Annotated in this window: 15 protein-coding genes; 8 read left to right on the top strand and 7 right to left on the bottom strand. The window is 37.8% G+C overall.

The genetic code is table 11. The features are described from left to right. The first annotated feature begins 239 nt into the window (after positions 1–239). Positions 240–728, top strand: a complete 489-nt coding sequence (locus J576_RS05460) for a YqiA/YcfP family alpha/beta fold hydrolase (RefSeq protein ID WP_000697206.1) — start codon at positions 240–242, stop codon at positions 726–728. A 22-nt stretch (positions 729–750) separates the two neighbouring features. Here the strand turns inward: J576_RS05460 and J576_RS05465 are convergent, their stop codons facing one another. After that, positions 751–1191, bottom strand: coding sequence for an SRPBCC family protein (locus tag J576_RS05465; protein ID WP_002054387.1), 441 nt, complete (start codon positions 1189–1191; stop codon positions 751–753). Between the two features lie 441 nt (positions 1192–1632). On the opposite strand from J576_RS05465, the gene rubA reads away from it, so the two are divergent. The 4 genes from rubA to oxyR all read left to right on the top strand — a co-directional run bounded on the left by rubA (position 1633) and on the right by oxyR (position 4984). Next, positions 1633–1797 carry a rubredoxin RubA gene (gene rubA / locus J576_RS05470; RefSeq protein WP_000760495.1) on the top strand — a complete coding sequence of 55 codons (165 nt, stop codon included), beginning with the start codon at positions 1633–1635 and terminating at the stop codon, positions 1795–1797. 92 nt (positions 1798–1889) lie between these two features. Further along, the gene (rubB, locus tag J576_RS05475) at positions 1890–3071 is read left to right on the top strand and encodes a rubredoxin reductase RubB (RefSeq protein WP_002054427.1); all 1182 of its coding nucleotides are present in this window, start codon (positions 1890–1892) and stop codon (positions 3069–3071) included. 53 nt (positions 3072–3124) lie between these two features. Continuing rightward, a complete protein-coding gene (gene estB / locus J576_RS05480) occupies positions 3125–4069 on the top strand; it encodes an esterase EstB (RefSeq protein WP_002054414.1) in 945 nt (314 codons plus the stop codon). A 6-nt stretch (positions 4070–4075) separates the two neighbouring features. Continuing rightward, complete coding sequence (oxyR, locus tag J576_RS05485; protein ID WP_002054474.1) at positions 4076–4984, top strand: LysR family transcriptional regulator OxyR; 909 nt, start codon at positions 4076–4078, stop codon at positions 4982–4984. Between the two features lie 29 nt (positions 4985–5013). On the opposite strand, the gene J576_RS05490 is transcribed toward oxyR, so the two are convergent. From J576_RS05490 to mtgA, 3 genes are all read right to left on the bottom strand, one after another. After that, positions 5014–5604, bottom strand: coding sequence for an SPOR domain-containing protein (locus tag J576_RS05490; protein WP_002054358.1), 591 nt, complete (start codon positions 5602–5604; stop codon positions 5014–5016). A 237-nt stretch (positions 5605–5841) separates the two neighbouring features. Beyond that, the gene (gene ppk1, locus J576_RS05495; RefSeq protein ID WP_002054335.1) at positions 5842–7920 is read right to left on the bottom strand and encodes a polyphosphate kinase 1; all 2079 of its coding nucleotides are present in this window, start codon (positions 7918–7920) and stop codon (positions 5842–5844) included. Positions 7921–8024: 104 nt separating this feature from the next. Next, positions 8025–8702, bottom strand: coding sequence for a monofunctional biosynthetic peptidoglycan transglycosylase (gene mtgA / locus J576_RS05500; protein WP_002054442.1), 678 nt, complete (start codon positions 8700–8702; stop codon positions 8025–8027). A gap of 76 nt (positions 8703–8778) precedes the next feature. Here mtgA and J576_RS05505 point away from each other — a divergent pair, with 76 nt between their 5' ends. Beyond that, positions 8779–9588: a rhomboid family intramembrane serine protease gene (locus J576_RS05505; RefSeq protein ID WP_002054357.1), complete on the top strand. Its 810-nt coding sequence runs from the start codon at positions 8779–8781 to the stop codon at positions 9586–9588. Position 9589: 1 nt separating this feature from the next. On the opposite strand, the gene J576_RS05510 is transcribed toward J576_RS05505, so the two are convergent. Further along, the gene (locus tag J576_RS05510) at positions 9590–12049 is read right to left on the bottom strand and encodes an ABC transporter permease (RefSeq protein WP_002054354.1); all 2460 of its coding nucleotides are present in this window, start codon (positions 12047–12049) and stop codon (positions 9590–9592) included. Between the two features lie 3 nt (positions 12050–12052). Beyond that, positions 12053–12745, bottom strand: coding sequence for an ABC transporter ATP-binding protein (locus tag J576_RS05515; RefSeq protein WP_002054374.1), 693 nt, complete (start codon positions 12743–12745; stop codon positions 12053–12055). Positions 12746–12789: 44 nt separating this feature from the next. Between J576_RS05515 and J576_RS05520 the strand changes: the two genes are divergently transcribed. Beyond that, a complete protein-coding gene (locus J576_RS05520) occupies positions 12790–13413 on the top strand; it encodes an arylesterase (protein WP_002054308.1) in 624 nt (207 codons plus the stop codon). Between the two features lie 32 nt (positions 13414–13445). Here J576_RS05520 and J576_RS05525 read toward each other — a convergent pair whose 3' ends face one another. Next, positions 13446–14060, bottom strand: a complete 615-nt coding sequence (locus J576_RS05525; protein WP_001141692.1) for a carbonic anhydrase — start codon at positions 14058–14060, stop codon at positions 13446–13448. Positions 14061–14345: 285 nt separating this feature from the next. Here J576_RS05525 and J576_RS05530 point away from each other — a divergent pair, with 285 nt between their 5' ends. Next, the gene (locus tag J576_RS05530) at positions 14346–15371 is read left to right on the top strand and encodes an alpha/beta fold hydrolase (protein ID WP_002054425.1); all 1026 of its coding nucleotides are present in this window, start codon (positions 14346–14348) and stop codon (positions 15369–15371) included. Positions 15372–15374: the final 3 nt, after the last annotated feature.

The following is a 15374-nucleotide window of genomic DNA, read 5'->3' on the forward strand; positions in this document are numbered from 1 at the left end:
AAAATGAAGTGGCATAGCTTAACAGATTGCTGAGGTTTTTCGAATGATTTCAATCAAACAAAAATGAAAAAAGTCAAAGCCATCACATTAAAGGCGGTTTGAATGATGAAAATTAGTTAGACCAATCGCTAAGATCATTTTTTTTAGCTTTAAGTAAAATATAAAAAAATCCAAATAACCTCGATTTTTAAAAGGCCTATTTTGCCTTTTATTTTATCTATGAGATTGTGTAGCAAATAATGAAAATTCTATTTTTACATGGCTTGGATTCTTCTCGTGAATCAACAAAATTCCATGCCATCTTGCATCCTGAAAAATTTTGTATTGATGTGGATTATCGTAACTTAAGTTATGCCTCAGTGAAGGACTTTTATCATCAAGCAATTGAAACGATTAAACCAGATTTATTAGTCGGCCATAGCCTTGGTGGCTACTGGGCTTTAAAAACAGCTGCTCAACATAAGTTAGCTGTTGTTGTTGCCAATCCAAGCCTTAATCCTAGTTTTCGTAATGATTATCCCGACCTTTGTGATGAAGATCTTGATCACTCTAATCCTAAAATGGCTTATTTAGAGTTAGGAGACGAACAACTTGATATGTATCAAGTACAGGAAAAGCTTTCACCTTATATGACAGTAGAAACATATGACGGAGGCCATCATCGTCTTGCTTATCCTTCTCGTCTCAATGATCTTATTTCTAAAATTCATAAAAAATACTTTGCCTAAACAATTAACTGAATAAGATAAATTAACTTCCTTCAGCAATATGTTTTACAACTTCAAAACCTTGAACAAAGCCACTTTTTAACATACCGATATATTCAGGTAAGGTGGCCAATTCAACTTTTAAAGTTGTAGTATTCCCATTTTGGCTTAAAAAATATTTTTCTAACGAACCACTCCAGCTTTTCACCTCTTCACTTTCTAAGTCTTCTTTTCCTTCTTTAATCATTCCTAAATGTTTAAAAATTAATACTTCAGGCTTTTGCATTTCTTCAATGGTTGAAACCATTCCATTTCCTTCTCCGTCTAGAAAATATGTATTACCGCCAACTTTCCAGTCCGTCTTCATTGAAGAATCCGGTGCAAAGAATTTTGTCCATGCATTAAATGTTTCACTATTCCAGAGTATGTCCCATACTTTTTCTATAGGCGCATTAATTTCTACTTCATATACTAGAATTTCCATATTCGACTTCCTTATCTCTGTTACTAAGTGTTCAATAAACTTTCTCGTTTTATATAAACATCATTTTATTTATTCATTTATTAACCAGATTACATTTTTAAGAACTTTATTTATATAAATGCTTTGCTCTTTTTGTAACCCTTCATATCACGTAAGGTCTTATTACATTAATGAGTGAATAAAAACATATGATTTATTATGCGTTTAAGTGGAAGTTTTGCCTAAATAACCACTTATTTGTCTCGATATGCCATTCATCTTTGCTTACGAATGATTAAACTCCCTTATGTGCTTTACTTTAAATGTAGAACTGCGTAAAAATTTGATACCCGATCAAAGCTACATTAGTTATTATTGAACGGATCGTAGTTACATTATTAATAGATGGAATAGTTTTACTGAAAGGCAGCTTTGAGCAAACTTATCAGTGCGGAGAGTCTCATGAAAAAATATCAATGTATCGTTTGTGGATGGATTTACGATGAAGCAGAAGGTTGGCCACAAGACGGCATTGCAGCTGGAACAAAATGGGAAGATATCCCTGATGATTGGACTTGCCCTGATTGTGGCGTTTCAAAAGCTGACTTTGAAATGATCGAAATCTAATGTCTTAAATTAAAAGGCCATGATTTACATGGTCTTTTTTATATATCACCAATCACCGTATTAAATGAACAATTCTAATTCTGGAGAAAAAAATGCATCCAATCGTCATTATCGGATCAGGCATGGCGGGTTATACCTTAGCACGTGAGTTCCGTAAGCTTAACCCAGAGCAAGAACTTGTGATGATTTGTGCGGATGATGCAGTGAACTATGCAAAACCAACGTTATCTAACGCTTTTGCAGGTAAAAAGGCTCCAGAACAGATCCCTTTAGGTGATGCCGCAAAAATGAGTGCGCAGCTCAATATGCGTATTGAGCCTTTTACATGGGTAAAAGAAATTTTAGCTGAGCGTCATGAGCTTGTTCTGGAAAAAGATGGGGTAACTTCAAATCAACCGTATTCAAAACTGATTTTAGCCGTTGGTGCCAACCCGATTCGTCTTGCAATTGCAGGTGATGGCAGTGATGACATTCATGTAGTGAACTCTCTTATTGATTATCGTTCTTTCCGTGAAAATCTAGCTCAGCGCAAAGATAAACGTGTTGTGATTTTGGGTGCTGGTTTGATTGGTTGTGAATTTGCCAATGACTTACTTCATAGCGAATATGATGTAACGGTAATTGATTTAGCGCCTCAACCATTAGGCCGTTTATTACCTTCACACATTGCTTCAGCTTTCCAAGAAAATCTTGAAGAAGCTGGGGTTAAATTTGCTTTAGGCACAACTGTTGAAAAAGTAAATAAAATTAATAACGGTGAAGATTACGCGGTTACATTGGCAAATGGTCAGACTTTGGTCGCTGATATTGTGCTTTCAGCCATTGGCTTACAACCGAATATTTCTCTTGCTCAAAGCGCAAATATTCAAACTAGCCGTGGTGTAATTACCAATAGCTTGCTTGAAACCAATCAAGCCGATATTTATGCAATTGGTGACTGTGCAGAAGTGAACGGTACCCTGCTTCCTTATGTAATGCCAATTATGCAACAAGCGCGTGCTCTAGCAAAAACATTAAGCGGTCAACAGACAAATGTACATTACCCCGCTATGCCAGTTGCGGTAAAAACTCCGGCTGCACCGCTTACAGTTTTACCGGCTCCGGTTGATGTCGATGTAAATTGGGAAACTGAAGAATTCGACGATGGTATGCTTGCCAAAGCAATTGACAATGAAGGAACATTGCGTGGTTTCGTATTGTTAGGTGCAACAGCAGGCAAGCAACGTTTAACGTTAACTAAGCTTGTTCCAGATCTTATTCCTGCCCAAGCATAAGGTTTAAATTGGGAATGCTCGCTCGAGAGTATTCCCTTCAAGGAATGCATAACATGAATAGCGCCTTACAATTTAGTATTTCACCCTACACTCCTTTTATGCAAGAAACCAAAGTCAACTTAGGCAATGGTATTGAATTGCATGTAGAAGTAGGAGGAAAAGCAGAACATCCGACCATTTTGCTGATTATGGGTCTAGGTGCCCAAATGCTATTTTGGCCGGACTTTTTCTGTAAATCGCTCATTGATCAAGGTTTTCGTGTTATTCGTTTTGATAACCGTGATATTGGCCTTTCTTCGAAAGTACGTCATCAGGGTAAACGTTTAAATACCATGAAATTGATGGGGCGTTTTGCTTTAGGGTTAAGTAATCAAGGTGCACCTTATACGCTCTATGATATGGCAGATGATGTATCGATGCTTCTCGACCGTTTAGGCATAAGTAAAGCGCATGTGATCGGTGCCTCAATGGGCGGCATGATTGCTCAGATACTTGCTGCAAAATATCCGGAAAAAGTAGAAAAATTAGGTTTGATGTTTACAAGTAACAACCAACCGTTTTTACCCCCACCGTTTCCTAAACAACTTTTAAGCTTAATTGGCAAGCCAGAATCACGTGATGAAGAAGGGATTGTTAACCACAGCTTAAAATTATTCCAATTGATTGGTTCTCCTGGTTATATTAACCATATTGAAGCTGTACAAACTGCACGAAAACTTTATCAACGTAGCTATTATCCTGCTGGTGTACTTCAACAGTTTTTAGCAATATTATGTACAGGTTCCTTACTGCAACTGGACCGTGAAATTAAGCAACCCACTATAGTCTTACATGGCTCGCGTGACCGCTTACTTCCACCAAGCCACGGTAAGGCTGTAGCAAAAGCAATTTCCGGTGCTAAGTTTGAATTAATTGATGGAATGGGGCATGATATCCCTGCCCATTTTATTCCACAGCTTAGCGGTTTATTTGCGCATCATTTTAAATCATCATACTAGGACACTATGGCTGCATTACCCTCACTAAGACAGCTATCATATTTAGTTACGTTGTCGGAAACTTTGCATTTTACTGAAGCAGCACGACGCTCTTTTGTTACCCAATCGACTTTATCGGGCGGTATCATGGAGCTGGAAAGGCTATTAGGTGGCGTTCTGGTTGAGCGTGACCGTCAAAATGTGCGTTTAACACCATTAGGTGAACAAGTCGTTGCTCGAGCCCGTGTATTGCTAGCAGATGCTCAGGATTTAATGCGTTTAAGCCGTGAAATGAGTGAACCATTAACTGGTGATCTTCATTTAGGTGTTATTCCAACCATTGCACCTTTTATCCTGACACGGTTACTTGATGAAGTGCATCAACAATTACCGAAGATTCAGTTGCATTTACATGAAGCTCAAAGTGAGAAAATTGTAGAACGCTTAGAACACGGTAATTTGGACATGATCGTCCTTGCCCTACCTTTTGACACAAGAAGTCTAAAAGTAGCTGAAATTTCAAAAGAAAATTTATATCTTGTTTGTAGTAAGCAAGATACAAATGCACTTCAAGCAAACTCTCTCGATGACCTTGATTTGTCACGCCTTATTTTGCTTGAAGAAGGCCACTGTTTACGTGACCATGTATTAAGTGCTTGTCCAATTGGTGAACGTAAAAACGATAACCGTTTAAAAGCAAGTTCACTACCAACATTAGTCGAAATGGTTTCTTCTAATTTAGGTTTTACGCTTTTACCAGAAATCGCAATTGAAAATAGTATGATCAAGTTTAATGATCAGATTACTGCAAAACCAATTGAAGATGCACCAAGTCGTACTCTAGCACTCGTTACGCGTAAAAGTACGCCATTGCAAAGCGAGTTTGACGTACTACTGCAAATCATGCAGAAGATCACAACAAATTTACATGAATAAAAAAAGGAGTCTTCAGACTCCTTTTTCTTTTACTGTGCTGTTAAAGAAGCCCATTTAAAAACCCAAGCCGATTTTAAATCTAAACTCTCATCTGAAATTATTTTTTCTCGAATAATTTGTGCAATCGCAAAATCATTAGCGGGGTCTACCATAACCCGTATTCCTTTTGTGGTTGGGCTAGTCACAATCTTATATCCTTTCGCCTGCAATTGTGACTGGATCATATTTGCTTTATTTTGATTAGGTGCCAACGCTACCTGTACCATCCATTTTTTTTCGCCATTTTCTAAAATTTCTTTAGCGACTGCTGCATCAAGCTGTTTTTTATTCTCAAGATTTTTCTTTTCATCTATTTTTTTTAATTGAGTATCTTCAACTTTCTTTTGTGCTACCAGTTCATCTTGAGTAGGTTTTCTTTTCTGGACCGTTATTACCTTGGTTTGTGATTCATTTTTCTTATTTTTTTCCTTAGAGGGTTGTATAAAGTAGGGATATATCATTTGATCATCATATTTATGAAAAACAATAATATCTCCATAGCACTTTTGATCTGCATATGCAGTCACTGGCATTACCCCTAAAAATATTCTAATAAATAAACTTTTAATAAAGCCTTGCATATTATTCACTTACCAAAGTTAAGTATATTTAATGCCGCGTATTAAAGTAGATTTCACGTAATTTGTATATTTTTAAAATTCAATGTTTTATGTAAAGAATCACATATTTTTAAAACATATTGCGGTGTTTCAAATTATTATCGTATATCCTGCAACCATTTAAGAAATCATATTAAATTACTATGAATTTCAAATAATTAAAAAGCCGACACGAAGCCGGCTTTTTAATATTAAGTTTTATTTAAATGTTTCTAATAATTCTCTTTGAGCATTATGTAATTTTTCACCCTCAGCAGGCTGCGCACGTATCCAAGTACCATCCCCTTGTAATAACCAAGCTTGCTGGTTATCTTGCAAATAATTAAGAAGACCTTGCTGATAAATACGTTTTTTCAACGCAGGATCTTCAATTGGGAAACATGCCTCAACACGATTAAATAAGTTACGGTCCATCCAGTCAGCACTTGAACAATAAATGCGGGCATCACCATTATTACTAAAGTAATAAACACGTGTATGTTCAAGGAAACGTCCTACAATCGAACGTACACGAATATTTTCCGATAAATTTGGTAAGCCTGGACGTAAGCAACAAATCGAACGAATGATGAGATCTACCTGCACGCCAGCTTGAGAAGCTTCGTATAATTTATTAATGAGTTGAACTTCAGTTAATGCATTTACTTTCACAATAATTTGGGCTTTACGACCAGCCTTTGCATTGGCAATCTCTTCATCAATGAAATTGATGAGCTGAGCATGCAAAGTAAAAGGAGCATGGAGTAACTTTTTCAGCTTTGCCATTTTGCCCATACCAGTCAGCTCTTGGAAAATACGGTGTACGTCTTCACACAAGTCTTTATCGGTCGTCATGAGACCATAATCGGTATAGATACGGGCATTCATAGCATGGTAGTTACCTGTTCCTAAATGAACATAACGTACCAGTTTATTGTTTTCACGGCGTACCACCATAATCATTTTGGCATGTGTTTTATAACCCACAATACCGTAAACAACTACCGCCCCTGCTTCTTGAAGTACATTTGCCACTTCAATATTTGATTCCTCATCAAAACGGGCACGTAATTCAATGACTGCTGTTACTTCTTTTCCATTACGTGCAGCTTCGGCCAAGACTTGAACAATTTCAGAGTCCGCTCCACTGCGGTAAAGCGTTTGTTTAATTGCGAGCACCTGTGGGTCACGTGCTGCTTCACGGAGTAACTGAATAACAGGAGCAAATGATTCAAAAGGATGATGCAGTAAAATATCCTGCTTTTGCATAGCCGAGAAAATACTCTCGGTCTTTTTAAACACTTTCGGTACGACTGGCGTGTGTGAGTCGTAACGTAAATGAGGACGTTTAAAGTTTGAAACCAGACGGGCTAAGTTTACAGGGCCATCAACTTTGTATAGTTGTTCTTCGTTTAAGTCGAATTCTTCAAGCAAATATTCATAAATATGCTGTGGACAGTTGTGAGTTACCTCCAAACGAACTGCACGACCAAATCGACGTGAACTTAATTCACCTTTTAAAGCTTTAGCTAAATCTTCAACGTCTTCATTGAGCGCCAAATCCGCATTACGAGTTACGCGGAATTGATAGCATCCAGTTGCAGTCATGCCAGGGAACAAGTCTGATACGTGTTCATGAATAATTGCGGACAGCATAACATGATGCTCTTTGCCACCCGTTAGTTCGTCTGGTAATCGTACAACACGTGGCAATGAACGCGGCGCTGGTACAACAGCTAAATCAATTTGACGGCCAAACGCATCTTTACCTTCTAAGGTCACAATAAAGTTTAAGCTTTTATTGACTAAGCGTGGAAATGGATGGGCTGGATCTAAGCTAATTGGTGTCAACACAGGTGCGACCTGTTCCTGAAAATACTTTTTCACCCACGCCGATTGAGCTGGTGTTAACTCCCCACGACGCAAGAAGCAAATATCTTCCTCACGAAGTTTAGGTAAAATTTCTTCGTTTAAAATACGATATTGACGTTCAATTGCAGCGTGAGCAGTTTCAGAGATTTTTTGTAAGACTTGTCTTGGTGTTAAGCCATCTGGACTTCGACTTTCATTACCTAGAGCATATTGCTCCATGACTCCCGCTACACGAATTTCAAAAAACTCATCTAAATTACGCGAAAAAATCAGTAAGAAATTCATTCGCTCTAATAGAGGATGTAAAGGGTCGACTGCCTGTTCCAATACACGCAAATGAAAGTCAAGAATAGACAACTCACGATTAATATAACGGTCGTTATAACTATATTCTGTTGGGGTCGTTGCTGTAATCGCTGTATTCATGTCTAAATCTATCTCTTTCCAACCAAAATCTCTGCAAAACAGTATGCTGCAAAATTATGTCAATTTTATAAAAATTAAAAAAATAACACATCTTTAAGACAGTGTTATTCAGGAATTGGGGTGCTATTCATATAACGTAAAATTACGCGTTTTCGATATTGTAGTTTACGATCATTGCGGTGATCTTGATAATATTTCGGATCAGGCAATAAGGCTGCTAAAAAAGCTGCTTGTTCGCGTGTTAAGCTTTTAGCACTTTTACCATAATAATATTGAGCAGCTGCTTCAACCCCATATAAATGTTTACCAAATTCAACCGAGTTCATATACACCTCAAGAATTCGGCGTTTTGACCACATGCGCTCCATCATCCACGTTGCTATCGTTTCTTGGCCTTTACGAATAAATGAGCGCTGATTATATAAGAACAAGTTCTTTGCAAGTTGTTGAGACACGGTAGAACCACCTGCAACAACTTCACCTTCTTCATTATTACGCTCTAGAGCAAAACGGATACCATACCAGTCAAAGCCATGATGATGAATAAATTTTGCATCTTCGCCTGCCAAAATCGCATGTTTGAAATTGTCGCTAATATCATCATAGTCGAGCCATTCATGAACAATCGGCCGAGATGTATCTGACCAATAATCAATTCGCATAAACATGGTGGTATCAACTTCATGTGTACGCCACCAAACCAAACTTGAAAAGATCCAAAGCTGAATAAGGAGAATTGCCCCAATAAAAATTAACAACACGCGAACAATAAAAGCTTTCATGTTCGTCTTGATCTCCTGTATTCAACTTTTTTCATGTTAAGCTGTAAAGCATGTTCATATATAACAAAAGCATAGCATGACTCAAACTCAGCCTCCGCACATTAATCGTAAACTCAATGTACAAGCTTGGTGGCTGACCGCCCTACTGATCTCGATCAATGTAGGTTTGTTCATCTGGCAAATTGTATCTGGGGTGGACATAAGTGACCCAGCTATAAAAGATGCACTTCGCTGGGGAGCAGATTTTACACCACTTACTTTCTCTGGACAGCCAGAACGTTTATTTACCAACATGTTTTTTCACTTTGGTATTATTCACCTTATGCTCAACATGTGGGCCCTATATATTTTTGGTAATGTCGCTGAAGCTTTATTTGGTCGCTTATATTTTATTGGTCTATATTTACTTGCAGGTTTGTTTGGTAGTCTTTTGAGTAGTTATATCAATATTCAAAATGGACATGAATTACTACAACATTTTGATCAAAGCTTACTTCCTCACGTAAGTGCAGGTGCATCGGGCGCTGTGATGGGATTAGGTGCAGCGTTAACCGTTCTTTCTTTATTTCCACCCTTGCCACATCAAGTCTACATACTTGATAAAAAAGCATTATTAATGATTATGGCCATTAACCTTATATTTGGTCTGGTTGCCACAGGTATTAATAATGCTGCACATGTCGGCGGTATGATTATGGGTGCCTTACTCGCACTCATTTGGTATTTAAGCTACCACACTCAATTTAAAAGCCTCCTAAAATTCTTAGGGTTAGTGGGAGGACTTTTCATGACTGTCGGTTTCTATATTTACTGTAATCAGCTTAACTCACCATTACTTCCACTTTGGCATGAAGTTTTAATTCAGAATCCAGAAATACTGCCCTAACTTAAATCTGGTTCAACTCTCTTAAACTTTGTAGTGGCGGTAAATTACAAAGATAACCTAGTCTATATCGACCAATAAGAGCACAAAGTAACATCATGGCAAGCGGTAAAATTAACCATATTTCAATATGCCACTGTAAAGTCATCTTCATTTTATAACTTGCAATTGCACTAATTACCTCGGCAAAACAGCAGGCAACAATGCCTGCTAACAGCCCTAAAAATCCAATTTCTAAACTGAGCATTTGCTTCATTTTATTTTTAGACAAACCAAATGAACGCAACAAAGCCACTTCCCGACGGCGTTCATCCATTAATAGATTTAAACAAGCAATTAAAACAAGTATCCCAGAAAAGCCAACTAAAGCTGCAAGCACAGTCACAATTTTAACCAAGACATTCATTAAGTGCTTTACTTCATCCAAAATACGGTCAACATCAATAAAAACCGTATTTGAAAATTGTTGAATCATATGGATCATTTTAGGTTGATCTTGTTTAGGCACATAAAAACTGCCCAAATAGCTACCAGCATTTTCATCTAAAGTTTTAGGTGAAAATATAAAGAAGAAGTTTGGGCTAAAACTTTCCCATTCAACATTTCTAAAATTCACAACTTTAGCCTGTAAAGTACCGTCTGGCAGGCTAAAAGTAAGCTTATCGCCAAGCTGGATACCTAGACTTTCAGCAGTTTTTGCCTCGACCGAAACTTGCCCTACAGCATTAAAAGTGGCCTGCCCCTTTGTAATGACATTGTCATTTGGTAATGTACTTGACTGAGTTAAATTTAATTCACGTCTTAAAGAATTATTTTGCTTGATCGCATCTTCAGAAAAAGGAATATCATTCTTTGCGAGTAATCGCCCCCGAACATTGGGATATAACGGTGTGCTTTGCCAACCATTTTGTTTTAATTGTTGCTCAAAAGCTTTTAAATCAAATGGAGGCAACCCGTATACAAACTGGTTTGGTGTACCCTCAGGTAACTGCTGTTGCCAGCGTTCTAGTAAATCTGTTCTGAGCACGCTTAACACTGTAATAAGACTTAACCCTAAAGCCAAAGCAGTAATTTGTAAGGCACTTTGCGATGGTGAACGAATATAAAAAGCCAAACGAGTTTTCATCTTTTTTAAACTACGAAGCAAACCCCAAACAACGGTGTACAGCAAAATACAAAGAACGATAATGGCAGCCAAAACTATAATGCTGAGCATTAAGTTTTCACTTAAAACTAAGCTAAAAATAACAAGACTGGTGATGCCTGCAAAAAACATAAAGAATAATGATTTTCGGGATTTTGCCTGTTCGCGAATAACTCGAATAGGTGGCGTATTTAACAATTCCCAAATGCTTGGCAAAATAAACCCAAGTAGCACAATTACACTGGTAAAAATGGCAATTGGTAAGGGACCAAGTAAAAATCCAACTACAGAAAAACTTAATTCCAGTTGTGGAATCAGTTGTAACATGAGCTCAAGTAAACCATAGCCCATCATTATTCCTAATAGACTACCAATCACAATTGAAATTACGCTGACTACGCAAAGTAGCCCAATATAGGCCCATAAAATTTGGAACTTGCTAGCACCAAAGCAACGTATTACAGCAATATGATCTTGGTTTTGCTGAACATAACGTTGGCTTGTTAAAGCAATAGCAATACCACACAATAAAATCGTTAAAATATTGGCAAGTTGCAAAAAGGTATCTAGGTTTTCTAGCGGTCGTAATAATCTGCTATTTGATTCACTGGCATCACGTAAGCGTAAACCTATGGTTTCTTCCTGATCATTTACAGTTTTATGTTGTTGTTTAAATTGCTTGCTAAAGTTTTGTACTTGATTAGGTTGACCAGACATTAACAGTCTATAATCGATTCTACTTCCAGTTTGAATTGCATGGGTTTTAGCAATATCGGCTTGATGAATAATAACTGTGGGCGAAAAACCTGAAAAACCGAGTTCTTGATTTGAATCCCGAAAAATTACGCCGCTAAAGCGAAATTGGGCATCTGCAATAGATACCGTATCGCCAAGTTTAACTTTAAGTAAATCAGCTGCTCTTTGACTTAGCCACACTTGACCAGGTTGAATACTCTGTGCTCTAGGCTCAATCTCAAGTTTTCCTCTTAATGGAAACGCAGGTTCTATAGCTTTCACATTGACCATGACAAACTGATCTTGAGTATGTGCCATTGAACTAAACATAGTCACATGAGTCTGCTTTAATCCAATCTGTTCCGCCTTTTTTTGCCATTTAGTGTCTAGAGGTTCGTTATTTGATAGAACCAAATCAGCTGCTAACATTTGCGAGGCTTGTAGGCTAACCGCATTTTTAACTTGGTCATTACTAAACTTAAGAGCCGTGGTCGCACTAATCGCAAGTGAAAGCGCAATGATGAGTAAATATAACCCTCCAGTGCGAAAGCTTTGTAGCAAAAGTGGCTTAAGTAGATTACGCATAGTCTAACTACCCTGTACTGTCTTTAGTCGGCCATCATTTAATTCAACATGACGTTGGCAAAGTCCAGCCAAATTACGGTCATGTGTGACCAAAATAAGCGTTGTACCGAGCTCTTTATTTAAATCAAAAAGTAGTCGTTCAATTTCTTGGGCTGTTTGACCATCTAGGTTTCCAGTAGGTTCATCTGCAAAAATAATTTGTGGTTCTGCAATAAGGGCCCGTGCTATTGCCACACGTTGCTGCTCTCCACCAGATAAGACTTTAGGCGTTTGTTCCGCTTGACGGCTTAAACCTACCCGATGCAACCAATCTAAAGCTTTCTGCTCAGCAATTTTATAATCAAAATCTTTACGTAACCGAAGCGGCAACATCACGTTTTCAAGCGCACTTAACTGCGGTAAAAGTTGGAAAGACTGAAATACAAAGCCAACATGCTGCATTCTGATCTGGGCGCGCTGTTCCTCCGTCAACTCATGAACAGGCTGACCACATAACCATACTTCGCCTTCAGACGGTTGGTCTAAAGTCGCTAAGATACCAAGTAAAGTCGATTTTCCTGAACCAGAACGTCCCGTAATGGCTACCTGCTCCCCTTCATAAATATCTAAATCGATATTTTTTAAAATCGTAAATTGATTTTGGTTAATCTGAATAGTTTGTGTAACTTGATGGGCAGCAATGATAGGTTGTGGCATGATGGGGACAGTCCTATATATTTAGTATTCGGGTCGAAACACAAATGTATAAATCTTATTTGTCTGGTTCTAAAAGTCTCTTGCTCATCGCATTGAGCATGTTGCCTATGTTGGTCTCGGCCAAAACTATTTTAATTTTAGGAGATAGTATTAGTGCCGGTTACGGAATAGACCCTAAACAAGGTTGGGTACAATTACTACAAAAACGTCTAGACCAACAGTATCCCAAACAACATAAAGTGGTCAATGCAAGTATGAGTGGTGAAACCACAAGTGGCGCTTTGGCCAGATTACCTAAGCTTTTACAAACGTATAAACCCGAAGTCGTAGTTATTGAATTAGGTGGGAATGATGGTTTACGAGGTCAACCACCACAAATGATTCAACAAAATCTGTCGCAGCTCGTCCATTTAAGCCAACAACAAAAGGCGCAGGTTATTCTTTTTGGTATGAAGATTCCGCCTAATTATGGCACAGCTTATAGCAAAGCATTTGAAACCAATTATAAAACTGTAAGCCAAAAATATCAGGTGAAACTGCTACCGTTTTTCCTTGATGGCGTCGCTGGACAAAGACAACTAATGCAAAATGACTTGATTCATCCAAATGCGCAAGCGCAGTCAAAATTACTTAATTTAGCTTATCCATACATAAAAGGTGCCCTATAGGCACCTTTTAGTTTTAAATCTTTATAGACTGATTAGAAGTCAAAAAAAGTAACTTCACCAGTTTCTAATGAATACTCAGCACCAACAACAATCAACTCGCCTTTTGCAATCAGGTTTTCTAATACAGCCGAGCCATGACGTAATTGATTGACCGAAGCAAAAACGTTTGAACGTACTGCATGACATGAAAGTTTTTTCAAATCATTTTTCAGATCAGTTTGCATTAAAATTTCAACTGATGGTCGAACACGGTTCACAATCGACATTAAGTTAGATGAAGGCGGATGATCAGGGTTCATCAACGTATCAATAGTCGCTTGAATCGCACCGCAATGACTATGCCCTAATACAACTACAACCGGACAATCATAACGTTCTGCCGCAAACTCAACACTACCAACTTGTGAAGGCGCAACAACATTACCAGCAACACGGATTACGAATAAGTCACCAAGACCTTGATCAAATACCATTTCTGCTGGTACACGAGAATCTGAACAGCCTAATACAATTGCAAACGGATTTTGATCCTTTGCCATTTCAGCGCGTTCATGATGCGATAAGGTTTTTGCAAGGGAAGTATTTCCATTTACAAATCGTTGATTACCTGCTTTCAAACGATCTAAAACTTCTTGCGCAGTAGGCATTTTATATTTCCATTGTTTTTTCAAGGTTAGAAATCATTTTAATGTGTCAAAATTTGAATGTCACTGACAAAAAATGAATCCTTTTCTAAGAAAATATTTTTAAAGCTTTAATGAGTTTTATAAGAAGGATAACCGCACAATTCCCTACTGTTTAGTGAAAAAATAGACATACTTTAGTTTATAGATTGACTATAATTTTCTTCATTCCAAACGTTTGGCAAATGACTCATTGGCAAAGTTTTTCAATAATTTTTCAAACTCGTTTAAGCTTCAAGGATGAAATGTATGATAAGGCTGTCCGCTCCAATTAAAGCCTCTATGAAAAAAACTGCTACTGCATTGATTCTAGCTTGTAGTTTGTTGTCAGTAACTAGTATTTCTCAAACGCAGGCAGCCGATAATATTGATGTCAGTTTTCAAACAATATTACAGCAAGAACGTAGCTGGGCCGGACTGCAAAGTAAAAAATTAAAAGTAGGTGATATTACTTGGTCATATAGTGAAGGTGGTTCAACCACAAAACCGACCTTGTTACTTATTCATGGTTTAGGTGGCAGCCGCGATAATTGGAATCGCATGGCGCATTACTTAACTACGAATTACCACGTGATTATTCCAGACTTACCAGGTAGTGGCGAAACTATCGTTACGCAAGACTTCGATTATTCGGTTCCGAACCTTGCTGAAAAATTACGCCGCTTTGTTGAAGCTGCAAATTTGAAGGGGCCTATTCATATTGCAGGGCACTCACTTGGCGGCTCAATTGCCCTACTTTATGCGGGACAATATCCATTTGAAACTAAAAGTCTATTTTTAGTTGATAGCGGTGGTATTTTCCGTTCTGCCAACACAATTTATCTCAAAGACCCTACCTATCTAAAACAACTGTTAGTCTCTAAAAAAGGTGACTTTAACTATTTGTTAAAACAAACCATGTTTAATCCTCCGTTTATTCCTAAAGAATTCTTACAAGCTCAAGAAAAATTGATGATTAATCAGGCACCTCAAACACAAAAACTAGTCGACCAACTAATTGCACTCAATAAAGTCTATACTCCAGATTCATTTGCTGTACTTACCAAAACGATCGACGCGCCTACACTTATTTTATGGGGCAAACAAGATAAGATTATTAATGTAGAAGTGGCGAGTGAACTCAAACGACTTTTAAAAAATGCACAACCGCCAGTTATTTTAGAAAATGTAGGTCATATGCCGATTTTGGAAGCTGAACAACTGGTCATTCAACAATACGTACCATTTTTACTTAAAGTAGAATCGAATCAGTCAGTAAAAACGGCAACACCTTAAATA

It is taken from the genome of Acinetobacter sp. 766875 (genome assembly GCF_000582055.1).
GTDB classification, from domain to species: domain Bacteria; phylum Pseudomonadota; class Gammaproteobacteria; order Pseudomonadales; family Moraxellaceae; genus Acinetobacter; species Acinetobacter nosocomialis.